The following is a 19762-nucleotide window of genomic DNA, read 5'->3' as shown; positions in this document are numbered from 1 at the left end:
GCAGCAGATGCTCTACGTAACCACACCCAAGGGCTGTATGAATCTCGCCGCTTCGGTCAACGTGATCCTCTACGACCGGCTGGCCAAGCAGCTGAGACGCTGACAAAAAAGCGCCTGAACAGGTAACCAGCCCCCGGCGCAGGGCGCTTTAGTTGCCAGGGGCTAGCCTCTGCTCCTGCTGTTTGATGAAATCGCGGTAATAGTCGTAGAGCTGGTAGCGCCGGTAGATCTCGGCCAGGGTGCCATGTCGCACCAGATTGACCATGCCTTGATCCCAGAGCTGTTGCAGGCTGCGCCCCTTCTCGGTATCGGCAAAGATGGGATAGGTCGGGACCCAGCGCAGGAAGATGCGCTGCATGTTGGCGGGAATGGAATCCGCCGAGTAGAGCACCCCGGCGGTCAGGTAGTAGCGATAGCGCTCCTTGGCCAGCAGCTGCAGCGCCATGTCGTGGCTGTCGATCTCGTGCCAGCGCATGGAGACAGGTATGTACTTGTCAAAGGCCCAGCCCCGCAACCACACCACCCCCTGCCCGCTCAGACTGTGCTCCCCTTGCCACTGGGGCCGCCACTTCTTGAGCATCAGCACCGTCAGATCATCGGCCGAAGCGGGATGGCGGGGTTGCAGCACGCCACTCACCTCATCCCGATAGACCCCCATCGCCATGTCGCCCCCTTTCTGGGCGATCACCGCCAGGGCCCGCTTGTAGGGCACGATGCGCGGCATGACTTGGTAGCCATTGGGCTGATAGATGGCCCGCACTATGTCCAGATAGACGCCCCTGCCATCCGGCTGGCAGAAACCCGGCCAGTCATCGCAATAGACATAAAGGGGATCGGCCCGACCCGGCCAGCAAATCAACAACGTCAATGAAAGCAACAAACGAATCATGTCTTACCGTTTCTCCGCAGGCGATGCCATTTACAGCCGCGCCCAAGCCATTCCCCATGATATGAAGATCTGCCGGCAACGCACCTCTTTTTCCCGGTTTTGCGAGCGAGTCGAGGGTTATTGCCCGCTGAATCGGTATTATTGACAATAAGATTCATTAGTAACCCAACATAGGGGAGCCTTCATATGCCATCCATTAAAACCCTGCTCTGTCCGGTCGATTTTTCCCAGATGTCACAGGCCGTGCTCGACTATGCCGTATTCATGGCCCAGAGCCACAAGGCCGAACTCAAACTGGTCCACGTGGTGGATCAACTGCACGGCTTCGACAGCTACAAGATCCTGCACATGACCGCCATCGAGATCACCCACGAGATGGAGCGTCAGGCCAAGAGCCAGATGAAGGAGCTGATCGCCAGTCTGCCGATTCCTGCCACCTTCGAGGTGCGCTTCGGTCGCGCCGCCGACGAGATCGTCGTGCAGGCCAAGGAAGAGAAAGCCGATCTGGTGGTGATGGGCAGCCACGGTCGCTCCGGCATCAGCCATCTGCTGGTAGGCAGCGTGGCCGAGTCCGTGGTGCGCCATGCCCCCTGCCCCGTGCTGGTGGTGCGCAAGTAGCCGCAACGCCAGACTCACTGCAAAAGGCCAGCATCGCTGGCCTTTTTACTTGGGCTCGCGGGCTGGTCTCAGCCGTGGGCGTAGATGACGCTGCCCCCCTTGATGATGTCGATGATGGCCCTGGACTGCTCCTTGGGCAGTGCGGGGCAGCCCCAGCTGCGGCCCAGCTTGTCATATTTGCGCAGATGGCGCGGGCTGGCATAGTCGGCGCCGTGCACCACGATGGCCCGCTTGCGGGCATTGCTGTTCTGGCCTGGACTCAAGCCGTCGAGGCGCAGCGAATAGCCGTGCTTGCCCTGATAGGTCTCGGCGGTGCGATAGACCCCGAGCGAGCTCTTCATGGAGTTGAACTGGTTGGAAAACTGGTTGGCGGCCAGCTCGCCCGAGTTGCGGCCATGGCTGACCCAGGTGTGGTAGAGCAGCTTGTGGCGCTTCACGTCGATGACGAACAGCCGGCGCATGGTCGAGGGTTTGCTGTAGTCGATGATGGTGAGAATGGGTTTGCGCTTGTGGCGCACGCTCTGGTAACTGTTGATGGCCTTGCGAAATACCTGTTTGTCGAGCTTGCCGGCCAGCCCCAACTGGCGGTAGAGATCCTGATCCCAGCTGGCGTGGCTGTTGCTGCTGAAGCAGAGCGCCCCCAGCAGCAGCGGCAACCCCAGCCAGAGCGCACCCCAGCGCTTCATCCAATCTGTTTGCTTCATCCTTGAATCTGCTCCCGTTTTTGTGGCTAGCGCAGCGCTCAAAATATCGCCACACCTCGCTGGATAGTTATATGCAAGCCCCTGATAGCAGGCAAGAAAAAAGCAAAAAAATGCCGACCTTAGTCGGCATTTTCACACAGGACCCAAAAGGCGTCAGGCGCGACTCAAATAGTCCGCCAATCCCACCCACTTGTAGCTGGTGAGTTCGGTCAGCCCCATGGGACCGCGGGCATGCAGCATCTGGGTCGAGACCGCCACCTCGGCCCCCAGCCCGAACTGGCCGCCGTCGGTGAAGCGGGTGGAGGCGTTGACATAGACCGCCGCCGAACCGGCCCCGTTGACGAAACGCTCGGCATTGGCCAGATCGTTGGTGAGGATGGCATCGGAGTGGCCGGCGTTGTGCTCGCGCATATGGGCCAGCGCCTCGTTCACATCCGCCACCAGCTTGACCCCCAGGGTCAGCGAGAGCCACTCGGTATCGAAGTCTTCCGGGCCGGCGGCACGCAGGCTGTCGGCGCCCGCCAGCAGCGGCAGGGCCTCGGGGGTAGCGACCAGGGCCACCTTGCGCTCGTTCATCAGACCCACCAGCTGCGGCAGCAGGGTTGCGGCGACCTTCTCATGCACCAGCAAGCTGTCGAGGGCATTGCAGGCGGAGGGGCGCTGCACCTTGGCGTTGTCGATGACCGCCAGGGAGCGCGCCAGATCGGCGCTCTCGTCCACGAAGATGTGGCTGATGCCGAAACCGCCGATGATCACCGGAATCGAGCTGTTCTCCTTGCACATCTTGTGCAGCCCGGCGCCGCCGCGGGGGATGATCATGTCCACGTAGCGGTCGAGGCGCAGCAGCTCGCCCACCAGCGCCCGATCCGGGTTGTCGATGTATTGCACCGCATCGCGCGGCAGGCCGGAGGCCGCCAGCGCACTCTGGATCACCCGCACCAGTTCCAGATTGGAGTGGAAGGTTTCGCGGCCGCCACGCAGTATGCTGGCGTTGCCGGTCTTGAGGCAGAGGCTGGCGATATCGATGGTGACATTGGGACGCGCCTCGTAGATGACGCCGATGACGCCGATGGGCACCCGGCGGCGGGAGAGGCGCAGGCCGTTCTCCAGCACCCGGCTGTCAATTTCGGCCCCGACCGGATCGTCCAGAGAGATCACCTTGCGCACATCCGCCACGATACCGGCCAGCCGGGCCGGGTTGAGCAGCAGCCGATCCAGCATGGCGTCTGACAAGCCCGCCGCACGGCCGGCGGCGATGTCTTTCTCGTTGGCGGCCAGGATCTGGTGGCTGCGTGCCTCCAGCTCGTCGGCGATGGCGGCCAGCGCCCGGTTCTTCTGCGCCGTGCTGACGGTGGCCAGCTGATAGGCGGCTTCACGGGCCGCCTGCCCCATTTTCTCCAGACTCATCTCTCTTCCCTTTGGTTCTTGCGGGGCCGCCCGATGGCGGCGTCCCCCTTATCTTGATGTGCCGCGGCCCTTGCGTGGCAGCAGCTGGCGACTCACAGCAGCACCATGTCGTCGCGGTGAATGGCCACGGCGCCATAGCCGTAACCCAGCACCTGTTCGATGTTGTCCGAATGGACGCCGCGCAGCTTGTCCAGCTCCAGGTGATTGTAACGGCAGATGCCGCGCGCCAGCTCGGCCCCCTTGGGGTCGAGAATACGCACCACGTCGCCACGCACGAAATCGCCCTTCACCGCCACTATGCCCTTGGGCAGCAGGCTGGAGCCCTTCTCCTGCATGGCGGCCACGGCGCCCTGATCCACCTGCACTTCGCCGTGGGGAGGAGGCCCTGCCAGGATCCAGCTCTTGCGCCCTTCCAGCGGCGACGCCAGCGCCGGGAACAGAGTGCCGATGCGCTCGCCCTTGGCGAGACGGCCGACCACTTCCGGCATCTGGCCGGTGGCGATCACCACGTTGACGCCGGCGCGGCGCGCCACGTCGGCGGCCTGCAGCTTGGTGGCCATGCCGCCGGTACCGAGCCCGCTGACGCTGTCACCCGCCAGCTTGCGCAGGGTGTCGTCGATGGTCTGCACCTCTTCAATGAGCTGGGCATCCGGGTTGGTACGAGGATCGGCGGTAAACAGCCCCTTCTGGTCGGTCAGCAGGATCAGCAGATCCGCATCGGCCAAAATGGCGGCACGGGCGGAGAGGTTGTCGTTGTCGCCTACCTTGATTTCGGCTGTCGCCACCGCGTCGTTCTCGTTGATGACCGGGATGATGCGGTGATCGAGCAGGGTGCGCAGGGTGTCGCGGGCATTGAGGTAACGCTCCCTGTCCTCCAGATCGGCGCGGGTCAGCAACATCTGACCGATGTGCAGCCCATAGAGGTTGAACAGATCCTGCCATACCCGGATCAGCTGGGTCTGGCCGACGGCCGCCAGCATCTGCTTGTTGGGCAGGGTTGGCGCCAATGGAGGGTGGCCCAGATGCTCACGGCCGGCCGCAATGGCCCCCGAGGTGACCATCACGACCCTGTGGCCGTGACGGTGCAAGGCTGCACACTGTCTGACCAGCTCGACCATGTGGGCACGATTGAGCTGGGAAGATCCCCCGGTGAGCACGCTGGTGCCCAGTTTGACGACTATGGTTCTGTTTTCCATGGGAGCAAAAAGGCTGAAATATAAGGAATCCCTTTATACCCACGGCCCTGTTGCCCTGCAAGGCAATTAACACCAGGGCAGCGGCGGGCACAGGCAAAGCGGAGCAAGCGGCAAAGAAACGCCCCGCCAGCCGATGGGTGGCTGGCGGGGCGGCGGGTCATCAGGCGGCGGTGACGGTCAGCTCGTTGGTGACCTGCTCGGCGGGAGCGAGCTGGCAACCAAGCTGGTGCAGCTTGTCACTGATGAGCTTGTAGAAGTGGTTGAGGGTACGTTCGACTTCAGCCTGATGCTTCTTGGGCAGCGGCTTGTTGAGCCACTCCCCTTCGGCGTTGTAGAAGCCGACCTGATAGTGATAGCTGAAGCTGTGATCCTGCTGCTCCAGCACCAGCCACCAGCCCCAGAATTCCCGTTTGTCCGGCGCCGGCTTGGCGCTGACACAGACGGAAAGGCAGTCGAAACGGTAACGCCCCTCTTCACACAGGTCCTCACGTAAATAGGGGCCAATCGCGGCAAACTGCCTCAGCAGTCGCTTGTAGGTCACTCTTTCTGACATGTTAACCTCCCTGTTGAACAAGCCACATCACCCTGGGATGACGTTATATTTTAGCGCTATATCATGTACATAGGTGCTTCTTGAGCCAGTCGACCATCTCTTTCAACGCCTCGTCGTATACCTCCAGCAAGGGTTGTTTGTCGAACACCACCGCCTTGCCGTTGCGGCTGGCGGACGCCAATGCCCGGACATCCTGCTCGGGACAAATAAAATCTTTCTTGTGTCCAATACTCAATATCGGCACGGAAGTGCGAGTCCCCAGCAATCCTTGCGTCTTGAGTGAAAATACTTGGCACTTGGTACGCAGCGACTCCCACTGGGCTGCATCGGCCCCCAGCCGGTTGGCCAGCCCGTCCCGCATCATGCGCGGGCAGCGGGCAAACATCTCTTGATTGGTAAACACCTGATTGACGCCGGCGCCGATGCAAACCACGGTCCTGAGCTTGAACGGCTCGATGAAGGCGAGCCGTGCCGCCACATTGCCCGCCAGGCGAAAACCCACCATGGCGATGCGCTGGTGATCGACCCAGGCCACTTCGGACAGATGATTCAATACCGCCTGGTGCAGCCGGCTGGTGTCCTGCACCAACGGCCAGTGCTCGGCATAGCCGATGCCCGGCATGTCGAGCGACAGCATGCCGATGCCGTTGGGCTCCAGGCACTTGAGATAGAAATTGAGGAAGTCGACCTGCAGCGAATCGATGCCGCCGCTGACGATGACCAGAGGCACCGGCTTGTCGGTGGTCGGCAGATGGAGGTAGCCCTGAATGTGCTTGCCGCGAAACGGCACCTGCAGCTCCTTGAGCGGCACCTTGAACAGGCGTCCCGCCTCGCGGTAGGCCATGTTGCCGAGCAGTTGGGCCTGATCCGCCAGCTCGTCATTCTTCAGATGGGGATAGCTGGCGATGGAGTAGTAGCGCACCGCCTTGAGCAAACTTTTCAGTGCCGCTGCTCGCTCGCCCTGTGCCACCAGCTCGCGCCCCCGGTTGAAGTAGCGACCGGCCAGCTGGCTCCACTCATAGACCCAGTTGCCGGGCACATAACCCTTGATGGTATCCAGGAAGCGCTCGTGGGTACGCTCGCCCTCTCCCATGGCGATGCAGGCCAGGGTCTGCTCCACCTCGACCGGGTCCGCCCCCTGCCAGGCCCAGGTCGGCCGGCGCAGCAGACGATACCAGCGCGATGACATGGAACCGTCGATGAAGGTCTCATCGACATTGTCATCCTGCTCCGCGACCGGGCTGGAGTTGGAGACTTCCGAGGTCTCCAGCACCTTTTTTACCCGGGTAAAGAGCTTCTCGGTCAGGTTAAGGTCGTCGTTCAAGTCCAAAGCTATTACTCATACTGTCATGCAATGGCTCCATCTTAACCACTTTTCCCGCCCGGCAGCCAGTTGCACCACAAAAAAACAGGGCTCCATATAGGAGCCCTGTGAAGCTGATTCGCTGCTTACTCTTCGTCGCAGATCGGCGTGGCAAACTCCAGCGCCATATCCCACGGCTGTTCGATCCAGGTGTCCTGCGGAATGGCGACTTCGAAGTCATCCAGCAGTTGCTCACCCATCGGCTTGGCGAAGATCGCGATGAACTTGGCCTTGGGGTAGAGCTCGCGGATCGCTTTGGCGGTGGTGCCTGTGTCCACCAGATCTTCCACCACCAGCCAGCCTTCGCCGTCACCCGCGGTGGTGGCGGCCTTCACCACCACCAGATCACGCTGGTTGTTGTGGTCATAGCTGGAGATGCAGAGGGTTTCGACGTTGCGGATGCCAAGTTCACGCGCCATCAGTGCAGCCGGTACCAGGCCGCCACGGCTGACCGCGATGATCCCTTTCCATTGGCTGACGGGCAGTTGACGACGGGCCAGACGGCGCGCTTCACGTTGCAGGTTGTCCCACGATACGTAGAATTTTTTTGGCATGCTATCGTTCTCAACGAGTTATAAAAACAATCACTTACGACTTGAAAACCCGTGCTGACGCACGTGATTTCGTTAATGCTGACGGCCCTTTTTCCCAAATTCGGCTTGCACCACGACCGCCTCGGGAGAAGACCCTCGGCAGCAAAAACAGATGCAATGGAAGCAGGATGGGCAGAGCTGGCGGTCATGTCACAGAGGGGGCAGGACCGCAGACAGGCTGTTGGGCGGGCATGATACCATCGTTTGCGGATAAATTGACTGGCAAACGTATGCGAAATGCAGGAAAAAAATCGAAGCAAGTCCGGCTGACTCCCTCTTTTTCCCTCTCCCGGGCGACGCTTGCCGAGCAGCAGATAAAAAAATAGCAGGGGGAGGATGGGTTCCTCACTCGCCTGCTGTTTTCGATCTGCCTGTCAGCCCGGCCGGCAACCTGCCTTAACGGCGGCTGGCGTAGGGGTTCGGATAGTTGAAACCCTGGGTATAAAGAGACTGGGCGAACCAATAGGTTGAATTGCTGCCTGACATCATAAACTCCTGATTGCTTAACAAGTTACGTACCTTAATGCGGGTTCAGATCCTTGAACGGACACTCGGTTCCATGGAGGCGCACTTGCTTTGCTTCGGTTCCCTGGAGGCATTCATCGTCATCCTGACGGGTGGCGAACCACGGTCGTTAATTTACCAGCCGGCGCCATAAACTCAATGTTTTTGTGATGCGAGTCACAAATTTTCTTTTGTGCTGGTTCGTTTCGTCCATACCGGAGCTGTACGCTGCCATTCCCCCGCTTGCCAGCACAAGCCGCCCGCAATTTGCGCTGATCGCTCACATTTTTGTGTGATTGACTGTATTATCGTTATCCTCTTGCTCGCCCCGCTACCGGGGCCCTGTCATCTTCCGTGCTGGTAAGGAGTCCCGACGTGGCACAGCTTAGTTCTCTCTCTCCCAAACTGATTTGGCATTTCTTCGAACAGATCTGCTCTATCCCCCACCCTTCCAAGCACGAAGCCCAGCTGAGCGCCTGGATCGTCCAATGGGCCCAAGGGGAAGGTCTGGCGGTCAAGCAAGATGCCGTCGGCAACATCATCATCAAGAAACCGGCCACGCCGGGGATGGAAAACCGCAAGGCCGTGGTGCTGCAGGCGCACATCGACATGGTGCCGCAGGCCAACGCCGACACCCAGCACGACTTCACCAAGGATCCCATCGATGCCTACATCGACGGTGAATGGGTCACTGCCCGCGGCACCACCCTGGGCGCCGACAATGGCATGGGCATGGCTGGCTGCCTGGCCGTGCTGGCTGACAAGACCATCAAGCACGGTCCGCTGGAAGTGCTGCTGACCACCGACGAAGAGACCGGCATGACCGGCGCCTTCGGTCTGGAAGCGGGCTGGCTGGAGGGCGAGATCCTGCTCAACACCGACTCCGAAGAGGATGGTGAGGTCTACATGGGATGCGCCGGCGGGGTGGATGCCAATATCCGCTTCCCGCTGGAGCTGGTTGCCGCTACCGAGGGTGAAGGTTTCGAGCTGCAGGTCAAGGGCCTGCGCGGCGGTCACTCCGGGGTCGACATCCATCGCGGCCGCGGCAACGCCAACAAGCTGCTGGTGCGTCTGCTCAAGGCCGCCGAGCCGCTGGGCGTGCGTCTGGCCGAGATCCATGGCGGCACCCTGCGCAACGCCATCCCGCGCGAGGCCCGGGCCAAGCTGCTGGTGCCCGCCGCCAGCGTCAACGAATTCAAGGCCCTGGTTGACCGTTATACCGGCATCTACCAGAGCGAGCTCGCCGCCACCGAAGCCAACCTGACCGTGCTGCTCACATCCCAGGAAAAACCGGCCCAGCTGATGAGCGAGTCCCTGCAGGCCCGCCTGCTGGACTCCCTGATGGCCTGCCCGAACGGCGTCATCCGCATGAGCGATGCCATCCCGGGCGTGACCGAGACCTCCATCAACCTGGGTGTCATCAAGACCCAGGATGGCGAAGTGTATGTGCAGTGCCTGATCCGCTCCCTCATCGACTCCGGTCGCGAGAGCGTCGAACAGATGACCCGCTCCCTGTTCAATCTGGCTGGCGCCAGCTGCGAGTTTACCGGCGCCTACCCGGGCTGGGCACCGAACGTGGACTCCCCGGTAATGGCGCTGGTACGCAACAGCTACCAGACCCTGTTCGGCGAGATGCCGAATGTCATGGTGATCCACGCAGGCCTCGAGTGCGGTCTGTTCAAGAGCGCCTACCCGGAGTGGGACATGGTCTCCTTCGGCCCGACCATCCGCGGCGCCCACGCCCCAGGTGAGAAGGTGCACATCCCGGCAGTCGAGCGGTTCTGGCAACTGCTGGTTCACGTGCTGGAACAGATCCCGGCCAAATAAGCCTGCAGGTCAAGGCCGACCGGCCACACCACATACCCCGCCAGGTGCGGGGTATTTTTTTGCCTGCTCCCACCCACCCCTGGAATGTTTCCCCTCAAGACCGCCAGACTACTCTGCCGCGCCCCCATCCGCTGCTCACCCCGTCAGTCGGCCATCAAGTACACAACTTGAGAGCCTGCTGAAACCGTCTCCATAAGCAACCTTGGATTTGAAAACCCTTTCTATGATTTATGTAAATTTACAACACAAAAAGTTGATCCAGCTCACAGAAGGCCATAGGATCAAAGCGTGACCCAGGTCACAGATAACAAATCAACGACAGAGCAATGAGGTGAATATATGTTTGAGAATCTGGCAGTCCTGTTCCACCTGAAGGGTGTAACCAGCAAGAAAGGCGTCGTAGAGAAAGATACCTATGCGCCGGCAACCCGCAACTACTACTTCCGCTATGGCGCCTGATGCCGCCAGCGGGCAATTTCGTGAAAGCGTGATCGAACATTTAAGTAGTAAAATTACAAGAAACAACAATCCACACAGCAGCCATCCCCTTGCGGGGGAGCTGTCCTGCCCTGGCCAGATGTTCCACGGCCAAACCTGAACTCCAACCATGAAGATGGGGCCCGCAGGCCCCATTTTTTATTCGCTGTTTCCCGTGCCATCTTGCTGCGATGCGGGCACCGGCATCATACCGCCTTTCCCAAGGGGATGACCTCGGCCAGCGGCAACGGCGTGTGGCAGGCCACCTGATGACCGGCCCCGTCGCACGGCTGCAGACTCGGCGCCTTGGTGCGGCACAGCTCGCCGGCGTAAGGGCAGCGCTGGTGAAAGTGGCAGCCGCTCGGCGGCGAGATGGGAGACGGCACATCCCCCGTCAGCAGGATGCGCTGGCTGCGCCGGCGCGGGTCCGGCACCGGAATGGCCGAAATGAGCGCCTGGGTATAGGGATGCCGGGGTGCCAGATAGAGCGACTGGGCCTCGGCCAGTTCGACGATCCTGCCCAGATACATCACCGCAATCCGATCCGAGATGTGCTTGACCACCGACAGGTCGTGGGCGATGAAGATGATGGCGAGGTTCATCTCCCGCTGCAAGGTGAGCAGCAGGTTGACGATCTGGGACTGCACCGACACATCCAGCGCCGACACCGCCTCGTCACAGACCAGCAGCTTGGGCTTGAGGGCGATAGCCCGGGCGATGCCGATGCGCTGGCGCTGGCCGCCCGAAAACTCATGGGGATAGCGATCCACCGCGCTGCCGGGCAGCCCCACCTTCTCCAGCAACTCCTGCACCCAGACCCGCCGCTGTTCGGCGTTGCCCTTGCCGTGGATGACGAAGGGCTCCTCCAGGATCTGCCCCACCGTGTGGCGGCTGTTGAGGGATTCCGCAGGATCCTGAAACACGATCTGCATCTCCTGGCGCAAAGATCGCATCTCTTTGGGCGAGAGGTGGGTGATGTCGCGCCCCTCGAAGGTGATGGTGCCGGCGGTCGGCTCGAACAGCTTGAGCAGGGTGCGCCCCAGGGTCGACTTGCCGCAGCCGGACTCGCCCACCAGCCCCAGCGTCTCCCCCTGCTTGAGATCGAAGCTGATGCCGTCCACCGCGTAGACATGGTACTTCTTGCGCAACAAGCCGCCGCCCAGCTGGAAGTGCTGCTTCACGTCGCGCACCGATAAAAGCGTCTTCATACGGCTAGCTCCCTCCAGTGGTGGCAGGCCACCCCATGCCGCTCGGCGAGCTGCTCGGTAGCCGGAATGGCGCTCACGCAGATCTCGGTGGCATGAGGACAACGGTTGGAGAAACGGCATCCGGCCGGCATCTCGTGCAGGGCGGGCACCTGCCCCTTGATGGTCTTGAGCAGGCTCTTGGGCTCATCTTCCAGCCGCGGGATCGAGCTCATCAGACCATGAGTATAGGGATGGCGCGGGTGGTCAAACAGCTCGAACACGTCGGCCTGCTCCACCGCCCTGCCGGCATACATCACCACCACCTCGTCGCACAGCTCCGCCACCACCCCGAGATCATGGGTGATGAAGATGATGGCCATGCCGGTCTGGGCCTGCAGCGCCTTCATCAACTCCAAGATCTGGGCCTGAATGGTCACATCGAGCGCCGTGGTCGGTTCGTCGCAGATGAGCAGCGCCGGCTCACAGGCGAGCGCCATGGCGATCATCACCCGCTGGCGCATGCCGCCGGAGAGGTTGTGGGGATAGACGGCAAAGCGCTGGGCGGGCTCGGGGATCCCTACCTTCTGCAGCATGGCGATGGCTGCCTCCCTGCGCTGGGCCTTGCTGTAGTCGGGACGGTGGAGGCGAAACACCTCCATCAGCTGATCGCCGACCGTCTGCACCGGGTTGAGCGCCGTCATCGGCTCCTGAAAGATCATCGAGATGCGGTTGCCGCGCACCTTGTACATCTGATCCGGCGCAAGCGACAGCAGCTCCTCCCCCTGAAAGCGGATGGAGCCTGCCACCACCTGACCATGGGGTTTGGGCAGCAGCCCCATGATGGCGAGCGAGGTGACGCTCTTGCCACAGCCGGACTCGCCGACCACCCCCAGGGTCTGGCCGGGGGCCACCTTGAAGCTGACCCCGTCGAGCACCTTGATCTTGCCGCCATCGACGGCAAACTCCACCGCCAGATCGCGTACCTCCAGAATCGGGGCCTTGCTCTGGCCATCCCTCCCATGATCCCGGGTGCCCGGGTGAGGAGCCTGTGTGTTGGACATGACTGCAGCTCCCTTCTGTGCCATATCAATGACGTGCATAAGTCTTGTCGAGCAGGTTGATGGGCGTCAGCGCCTCCCCTGCCTCCTTGGCCTTCAGGGTCTCTTCCTTCACCTTGGGATCGAGCCAAAGCAGGCCGCCGCTGCTGTGAGGGTAGCCATCCATGGGCCAGTAGAGCAGATCCGGCGTGTTCTTGGTGGCGGGCACCTCGGGCAGCATCACGTAGCGCCAGCTGCTGGCCCGCACGTAGTTGAGCTGCACCCCGGGCACGAAGATGGCGAGATCATAGATACGCTGCTGGATCTGGCGAGAGAGCTCGGCCCGCTTGGCCATGTCGAACTCGACGTTGTAGGCGTCGATCAGCCCATCGAGCTCTTTGTCGGCCACGTTGAACAGGTTGTTGGTCTGCGGCTTGTTGGCGTTGGCCGAGTGGAACGACTCCCAATACTGCGGATAGAGACCACCGCCGGCCCAGCCCATCCAGGCCGCCTCGTGTTTCTTCTCCAGCATCGCCTTGAAGCCGGTGGCGCCGTCCACCAGGTTGAGCTCCAGATCCAGCCCCGCCTTCTTGGCCTCTTCTTTGAGCACGGTCAGTCGCTTGGAGTGCTCCTGGCTGGTGTAGGTGAGCGCGAGGGTCAGCCGCTCTCCCTTGTCGTTTTGCAGGATGCCGTCCGGCCCCGGCTTGGTATAGCCGCCCTTGGCAAAGTAGTCGCGCGCCTTGGCGATGTCATAGGCCCGCTCCGGCAGTTGCATGTCGGTGAACTCACCAAAACCCGAGCCGAAGGTGGTGGCTCTGTCGTAGTCGCCACGCAGCACGGTTTTAATCATCTTGTCGATGTTGAGGGTATGCTGGATGCCGAGCCGCACGTTGAGGTCAGCCAGCTTGGGAGTGGCGATATTGAGATGCAGCCCTTGACCGCCCTGCTTGGTGTCGGTCATGGCCATCACCTTCTGCACGTATCCCTGCTTGTATTCGGGAGTGACCGCTTTTTCATGCCACCAGTTGGGCAGGATCATCTCGAAGGTATCCAGCTCTCCTTTCAGGAAGTGACGAAAGGCGATGTTGTGATCGCGGATCACCTGCACCTTGATGGTGTCGAGGTTGAACCTGTGCTGGTTGTAGCGATCGTCCTTTGCCCACCACTCCTTCTGCTTGCTGAAGGTGATGGACTTGCCCTTCTTCACGTCGCTCATCACGTAGGGGCCGGTGGTGGGCACCACGGCCCAGTTGTACTGCTTCACCCAGTTGGGGGTCAGCTTGTAGTAGTGCTTGGGCTGCGGCCACAGCTCGGTGGTGTTGAGCAGGTCCAGCTTGGCCTTGCGGGTACCCGCCTTGACCAGAATGGTGTGGTCGTCAACCTTCTCCACTGCCACCACTTCGGTGGTGTAGTAGTTGTTGAACCAGGGCCCCTTGATGTCCTTGGAGCGCATCATCTCGTAGCCGAAGGTGTAGTCATCGGCAACCACCGGCTTGCCGTCGGACCACTTGGCGCGCGGATCCAGCTTGAAGTAGACGGTCTGGTTGTCCGGCGCGATGGCCCAGTGGGTCGCGAGCGACGGCATGGGGTTGCCGGTATTGGGGTGGAAGCTGATGAGCCTCAGCTGGTTGTCCATGATGAAGGAGCGGAACGCGCCGTTGGAGTCGGGCCCCACGGTGCGAAACGTCAGTGGAAAACTGTCCACGAACATGGTGATGCTGCCACCCGGCAGCGCCTTGGGCGAGGCGAACACGGGGTCGGTGTCATTGGTCTCCCACTTGAGATCCGCAGGCAGGCTGGCCGCCCACACCCAGGAGCCGTTCACCAGCACAAAGAGAGCACCTATCCATTTGATTTTATTTTTCATGTTTGACTTCCAGGTCATACCCCTGCACTGGGGGCTTGTCGATTCAAGGGTGAGCAACCGGGGCCACAAGCCCGCCCCAGGTCACTGATAACGGGTAAATTTACGCGGATCGAACGCCTCGCGGATCGCCTCGCCAATGAAGGAGACCATGATCAGCACCAGGCTCACCGCTGCCACCACCGAGCTCACGATCCAGATGGCATCCAGGTTGTTGATGCCCTGGGAGAGCAGCTCCCCCCAGCTCGGGGTGGGCGGGGCTAGGCCGAAGCCCAGATAGTCCAGCGCCGTCAGGGTGGAGATGTTGCCCACTACGGCAAACGGCGCCAGGGTCACGATCATCATCAGGGTGTTGGGCAGAATGTGGTGGAAGATGATCCGCCCGGTGCCGGCCCCCTGGGCCCGCGCCGCCATCACATAGTCCCGCGCCCGCTCCTTGTAGGTGAGGGTGCGCATGTACCAAGTGATGCCCATCCAGCCGAACAGCACGTTGATGGCCACGAACAGGCCGAAATTGGGCTTGGCCAGCGACACCAGGATCATGATGACGTAGAGGAACGGCACCTGGGACCAGATCTCGATAAAGCGCTGCAGCACCAGATCAAACCGCCCGCCGAGGAAACCCATCATGCAGCCGATGGTGACCCCGATGGCATAGCTGGCCACCAGCGCGATGAAGGCGAAACCGATGGCGATGCGAAAGCCGTAGACCAGCCGTGCCAGTACGTCGCGACCGCTGGTGTCGGTGCCAAGCAGGTGACGCTCGGCCAGGCTCGGCGCATAGGGAGGGTAGGCATCCTGCTTGAAATCCTGCTCATAGGGGTTCCAGGGTACCGGTGGCAACACCACCCAATCCCCCTTGCCATCGGTGGCGAATTTGGCTTTGAGCTGGCGATAATTGGTCTCGTACTCGTAATCGAGTCCGAACTGCTGACCCGGGATCACGTCGCCATAGGTGGGAAAATAGAGCTCCCCCTGATAGCTCACCATCAGTGCCCGGCTGTTGACCAAAAGCTCCGCCAGCAGGGAGAGCAGCACCAGGGTGGTGAAGATGATGAAGGAGTAGTAACCGCGCTTGATCGATTTGAAACGCTTGAGTTTTTTTAAGGTGACAGGGTTCATGCTCACTCTCCAAACCGTACTCGGGGATCGACCAGGGCCACGCAGATGTCGGAGACGATATTGCCCACCAGCATCAGCATGGAAGTGATGGCCAGAATGCCCATTACGGTGGGGTAATCCCGCTCGACGATGGCCTCGTAGCCGAGCAGACCGATGCCGTCGATGTTGAAGATGGTCTCGATGAGAAAGGAGCCGCCGAAGAAGACGGTGAGCACCGATCCCAGGTGACTGGCGATGGGGATCAGGCTGTTGCGCATGGCATGATCGGTCACCGCCTTGCGAAACGGCAGCCCCTTGGCCACGGCGGTGCGCACGTAATCCGCCGACAGGTTCTCCATCAGGCTGTTCTTCATGGTCATGGTGAGGATGGCGAAATCACCGATGGCGTAGGCGATGAGCGGCAGCAGGGCATGGGCGAAGACGGTGCGGATCTGATCCCAACTGCTCTCCATGCCGTCGAACTCGTCCCCCGGGAAGCCCCCCATGGGCAGCCACTCCAGATGAAACGCGAACACTGTGATGAGGAAGATGCCCACCACGTAGGCGGGCAGCGCATAGGCCATGTAGATGAGCATGGAGCTGAGCGAATCGAAGCGGCTGTTGTGCCTGAGCGCCTTGGCCACCCCGAGCGGGATGGAAACGGCATAACTGAGCAGAAAGGTCGCCAGCCCGAAGAAGGCGGTCACTGGCAACCTGTCCTTGATGAGGCCCCACACCGGCTCGTAATAGCGGGTCGATTCGCCAAGATCCAGCACTGCCAGCTTCTGCAGCCACTCCCAATAGGCGACCAGCATGGGCTTGTCGAGCCCGTAAAAGGCCTTGAGCTCCTCGATCTGCTCGTCAGAGAGCGCCTGCGCCCCCTTGCTGCCGCTGGAGCGGCCCGATTCGTTCTGAGAAACCTGGGCTTGCAGCAGCATGCGTTCGACCGGGCCGCCCGGCACGAAGCGGGTGATGGTGAAGACGAGCAGGGTGATACCGAGAAACGTCGGGATGATCAAAAGCATCCGACGTAAGAAATACGACAGCATGGTGGAACCTCGTCCTTGTTGTTCTTTTATGGCCAGTCACATCCGGTGACGGGCCTGTCCTTCCTGGCATTACTCACTGGATAGCCGGTTATTGACAGACTATCCGCTCGGTCACTGTAAAAGCTCTGCAACAAAAATCAAGTAGAACGAAGGGAATGACATGCCCCTTTGGCAAACCGTGGAATTTACTGTGAGTTTTTTATGAAAAAGCCAACTTCAAGATAAAAAACTGCGACATGAACAATTTAAATAACGTTTAAATTTTCAATCAAATTTACAAGAACAGCCAAACAAAAACATCTTTTTTATATAAAACAACAAGATATGATAAAACAGAATTAAATCACCCTTCTCTATATGGGCAAGCTGAAATCCGGCTCAACAATGCAATCTGAACCTCAGCCGAACACACTACCAAAACAGAAAATAATGCTAAAAAAGTCTTGGTTAACAATATAAAAACTAGCGAGACATCCCCCCTATCGATAAGTTCAAAATTAATCAATAAAATGGAAACCACTCATTTTAACATCGATTTCACATCGTAAAATATCATCAAGTCAGAATAAACCGCTGCGAAACCGGAAGTATTAAAACATAGTCAGCTTATTGCGCCCCCCTTCCCCATCCACACCGCCTCAATTGACGTCAACCGTCAAAGCTTGATAAGCCTTACGCATCGCTCCAACGAGGGCGGTATGGAAGCAAACAAAAAAACAACCAGGAAGGATATAAGCGATGCTTAGGAAAAGCAGACTCTCTGCTGCCGTAGCGTTTGCCTTGGCGAGCGCGGCAGTAGTAGCCACCCCTGTTTTGGCCGAAGAGGGTCAAAACGTCGAAAAACTCCAGAAGATCAAGGTCACCGGCTCCCGTATCTCGCGCGTCGACGTGGAAGGTGCCACCCCGGTTGTCTCTGTCACCAAAGCCAAGATCGAACAATCCGGTCAGCAGACCGTGGCAGATTACCTGAAACAGGCCTCCTACAACTCCTTCGGCGGCGTATCCCCCTCCTCCGGCAGCTCCTTCCAGTCCCAGTCTACTGTTGGTCTGCGCGGTCTTGGCTCAGAGCGTACCCTGGTGCTGCTCAACGGCAAGCGCGTCGCCGGTTCTCCTACCATGGGTGGTACCTCCATCAACCTCAACACCATCCCCATGGCGGCTGTTGAGCGGGTGGAAGTGAACCTGGATGGCGGCTCAGCCATCTATGGTTCTGACGCCATCGGTGGCGTCATCAACGTGGTGCTGAAAGAGGGTTACGAAGGTCTGACCTTCCAAGGGCGAATTGGTAGCCCAAGCGAAGACGGCGGTGACGAAAAGAGCGGTTCCATCGTAGCCGGTATTACCGGTGAAAAAGGCTCCCTGATGACTGTCTATGAGCACGACAAGAAGGACATCATCTACAGCCGTGACCGTGACTACCTAGCCAAACAAGGCAACGAATCACCCAGCGTTTACGGTCGCAACGTGGAAGGCATCACAGGCCTGGACGGCAATGGCGATCCTATCTGGACATATGGCCCGCTGGCAGGTTCCACCAATCCTGATGGCACCTGTAAAGACCCCTTTGTAAACGCTGATGGTGGCTGTAACTTCAACTACGGCCAGGTTGCTGCCAAGACTGCGTCCCGCAGCCGTGACACCCTCTATGTAAATGGCCGCTATCACATCAATGACAACGTCGATTTCGTACCCCAGATCATTGGTTCCCGGGTCGAGAGCTTTAGCCGCTTTGCACCTGCTGCAGGCGCCTTTGCCATAGATCCTGCCAACCCGAAGAATGCGCAATTTTTCACCGACAACGGCCTGGATGCCGCGGCAACCCAAGGACTGGGCGAAGCTGCTTACGCCTACTACCGTTTCAACAACGTCGGTACCCGTGACAACTTGGTCACAGACACTACTGGCAGTATGAACCTCGGCTTTGAGGGCACCATCACAACTGAAAGCGTTGGTGACATGCAGTGGAATGCCGGCTACATGTACTCCAAGACCGACAACAAGGAAAACGGCACTGGCTATGTGCTGAAGTCTGCCGCCCAAAAGGCTATCGAGGATGGCAAGTTTGTCGGTGGTGAATTTGATTCCTCCACCACGGCCTCCATGGCCGCCGACACCAGCCGCCGTTCCACCATGGACTTCTACCAGTGGTATGCCGGTGTCCAGTGGGACATGGGAGAACTGCCGGCAGGGCCGGTCAGCTGGTACGCAGGTGCCGAATACAACGACTGGGTCTATGCCGACAAATACGATGCCCAATCGGAAGCTGGCAACATCATAGGCTCCGCCGGTAACTCCTCTGGTGGTGTTCGTGACGTGACTGCTGCCTACATCGAGTCCCTGGTACCCATCACAGATCAGATTGAGCTCAACGTCGCCGGTCGCTTCGACAAATACAGCGACTTCGGCAGTGCCTTCTCACCCAAGACCAGTCTGCGCTACCAGCCGCTGGACAACCTGATGCTGCGCACTTCCTGGTCTCGTTCGTTCCGGGCTCCCAGTCTGAGTGATCTCTACTCTGCAGACTCCTTCTCGGCCGACTGGGCCAAGGACTATGTCTATTGCGAAGCAAACGGTATCTCGGCTGCTGCTTGCCCCAACAAACAGTACGATACCACGCGGACTTCAAACGAAAAGCTGAAGGAAGAGACCGCAGACACTTGGAACTTCGGCGTGGCCTACAGCCCGCTGGATGACCTGAACCTGTCACTGGACTACTACACGGTCAAAATCACCGACGTCATCCAGCTGAACTCTCTGCAGTCCATCATCTATGACGAACTGAACAACGGCAGCTCCAGCAACATCACTCGTAACAGCCAAGGCAAGATCAAGGGCGCTATCGCTCCCATGGTCAACCTGGGTGAACTGAACACCAGCGGCCTGGATTTCAAGGCTGACTACAAGTACGACCTGAACGTGGCAACCATTCGTTATGACTTCGGTGGTACCTACATCCTGGAATACAAGGAAGGTCTTTATGCCGGTGGGCCGGTTGTAGACAAGATTGGCCAGAACGGCAAGCCGCAGCTGCGCTTCAACTCCGGTGTCGGGGTCAATGTGCCGCAGTGGTGGAACATGGACACCTACCTGAGCGCCAGCTACATCGACTCCCAGAGCCAGGACTACATTGCCGATACCGGTGAGGAAGTGGGTCATATCGCCTCCCAGACCACCTGGAACCTGAACGTCGGTGTGGATGCCCCCTGGGACGGCAAGATCCAGGTCGGTGTGAAGAACATGTTCAACGTAGGTCCGTCTCTTGAGAGCGATGGTTTCACCTACGACGAAGATGTGTACAGCATCGATGGTCGTATCTACTACCTCGACTACACCCAGAAGTTCTAATCAACTCCCGTTGAGATATAAACCCAAGCCGGCCCGGTCGGGCCGGCT

The 19762-nt window shown here is 59.7% G+C and carries 15 protein-coding genes and 1 pseudogene; 4 read left to right on the top strand and 12 right to left on the bottom strand.

Annotation, left to right across the window (positions count from 1 at the left end; all coding sequences use genetic code 11):
* Window positions 1-7 precede the first annotated feature (7 nt).
* A complete protein-coding gene (locus PG881_RS00155) occupies window positions 8-103 on the top strand; it encodes an RNA methyltransferase (protein WP_270797667.1) in 96 nt (31 codons plus the stop codon).
* Between the two features lie 45 nt (window positions 104-148).
* Here the strand turns inward: PG881_RS00155 and PG881_RS00150 are convergent, their stop codons facing one another.
* Window positions 149-889 (bottom strand): hypothetical protein, encoded by a 741-nt coding sequence (locus PG881_RS00150; RefSeq protein ID WP_077095674.1) that lies wholly within the window; start codon window positions 887-889, stop codon window positions 149-151.
* Window positions 890-1075: 186 nt separating this feature from the next.
* Between PG881_RS00150 and PG881_RS00145 the strand changes: the two genes are divergently transcribed.
* The gene (locus PG881_RS00145; RefSeq protein WP_011707183.1) at window positions 1076-1507 is read left to right on the top strand and encodes a universal stress protein; all 432 of its coding nucleotides are present in this window, start codon (window positions 1076-1078) and stop codon (window positions 1505-1507) included.
* Between the two features lie 68 nt (window positions 1508-1575).
* On the opposite strand, the gene PG881_RS00140 is transcribed toward PG881_RS00145, so the two are convergent.
* The 6 genes and pseudogenes from PG881_RS00140 to gpt all read right to left on the bottom strand — a co-directional run bounded on the left by PG881_RS00140 (window position 1576) and on the right by gpt (window position 7284).
* A complete protein-coding gene (locus PG881_RS00140) occupies window positions 1576-2211 on the bottom strand; it encodes a murein L,D-transpeptidase catalytic domain family protein (RefSeq protein WP_011707184.1) in 636 nt (211 codons plus the stop codon).
* 153 nt (window positions 2212-2364) lie between these two features.
* Window positions 2365-3630: pseudogene (locus tag PG881_RS00135) on the bottom strand (glutamate-5-semialdehyde dehydrogenase); the annotation flags it as partial.
* An 80-nt stretch (window positions 3631-3710) separates the two neighbouring features.
* A complete protein-coding gene (proB, locus tag PG881_RS00130) occupies window positions 3711-4814 on the bottom strand; it encodes a glutamate 5-kinase (RefSeq protein ID WP_219279532.1) in 1104 nt (367 codons plus the stop codon).
* A 160-nt stretch (window positions 4815-4974) separates the two neighbouring features.
* A complete protein-coding gene (gene crl / locus PG881_RS00125) occupies window positions 4975-5367 on the bottom strand; it encodes a sigma factor-binding protein Crl (RefSeq protein ID WP_011707187.1) in 393 nt (130 codons plus the stop codon).
* Window positions 5368-5428: 61 nt separating this feature from the next.
* Window positions 5429-6697, bottom strand: coding sequence for an esterase FrsA (gene frsA, locus PG881_RS00120; protein ID WP_011707188.1), 1269 nt, complete (start codon window positions 6695-6697; stop codon window positions 5429-5431).
* Between the two features lie 119 nt (window positions 6698-6816).
* Window positions 6817-7284 (bottom strand): xanthine phosphoribosyltransferase, encoded by a 468-nt coding sequence (gene gpt / locus PG881_RS00115; RefSeq protein ID WP_011707189.1) that lies wholly within the window; start codon window positions 7282-7284, stop codon window positions 6817-6819.
* Window positions 7285-8202: 918 nt separating this feature from the next.
* Here gpt and PG881_RS00110 point away from each other — a divergent pair.
* Window positions 8203-9654: an aminoacyl-histidine dipeptidase gene (locus PG881_RS00110; RefSeq protein ID WP_270797663.1), complete on the top strand. Its 1452-nt coding sequence runs from the start codon at window positions 8203-8205 to the stop codon at window positions 9652-9654.
* Window positions 9655-10337: 683 nt separating this feature from the next.
* On the opposite strand, the gene PG881_RS00105 is transcribed toward PG881_RS00110, so the two are convergent.
* The 5 genes from PG881_RS00105 to PG881_RS00085 form a co-directional block, all read right to left on the bottom strand.
* Window positions 10338-11339 carry an ABC transporter ATP-binding protein gene (locus PG881_RS00105; protein ID WP_029299196.1) on the bottom strand — a complete coding sequence of 334 codons (1002 nt, stop codon included), beginning with the start codon at window positions 11337-11339 and terminating at the stop codon, window positions 10338-10340.
* The gene (locus PG881_RS00100) at window positions 11336-12379 is read right to left on the bottom strand and encodes an ABC transporter ATP-binding protein (protein WP_270797660.1); all 1044 of its coding nucleotides are present in this window, start codon (window positions 12377-12379) and stop codon (window positions 11336-11338) included. The genes PG881_RS00105 and PG881_RS00100 overlap by 4 nt, the downstream gene beginning before the upstream one ends.
* 25 nt (window positions 12380-12404) lie before the next feature.
* Window positions 12405-14222, bottom strand: a complete 1818-nt coding sequence (locus PG881_RS00095) for an extracellular solute-binding protein (RefSeq protein ID WP_270797657.1) — start codon at window positions 14220-14222, stop codon at window positions 12405-12407.
* Window positions 14223-14303: 81 nt separating this feature from the next.
* The gene (locus tag PG881_RS00090) at window positions 14304-15347 is read right to left on the bottom strand and encodes an ABC transporter permease (RefSeq protein WP_181014829.1); all 1044 of its coding nucleotides are present in this window, start codon (window positions 15345-15347) and stop codon (window positions 14304-14306) included.
* Window positions 15344-16369 carry an ABC transporter permease subunit gene (locus PG881_RS00085; protein WP_011707197.1) on the bottom strand — a complete coding sequence of 342 codons (1026 nt, stop codon included), beginning with the start codon at window positions 16367-16369 and terminating at the stop codon, window positions 15344-15346. Before PG881_RS00085 ends, PG881_RS00090 begins: the two co-directional genes overlap by 4 nt.
* 738 nt (window positions 16370-17107) lie before the next feature.
* Here PG881_RS00085 and PG881_RS00080 point away from each other — a divergent pair.
* Window positions 17108-19714 carry a TonB-dependent receptor plug domain-containing protein gene (locus PG881_RS00080; protein WP_206818731.1) on the top strand — a complete coding sequence of 869 codons (2607 nt, stop codon included), beginning with the start codon at window positions 17108-17110 and terminating at the stop codon, window positions 19712-19714.
* Window positions 19715-19762: the final 48 nt, after the last annotated feature.

Origin of the sequence: Aeromonas sp. QDB54 (assembly GCF_027707385.1) — a bacterium.
GTDB classification, from domain to species: Bacteria; Pseudomonadota; Gammaproteobacteria; order Enterobacterales; family Aeromonadaceae; genus Aeromonas; species Aeromonas hydrophila.
Note: the sequence above shows the minus strand (reverse complement) of the source record. Positions and strands in the feature narration are given on the sequence as shown.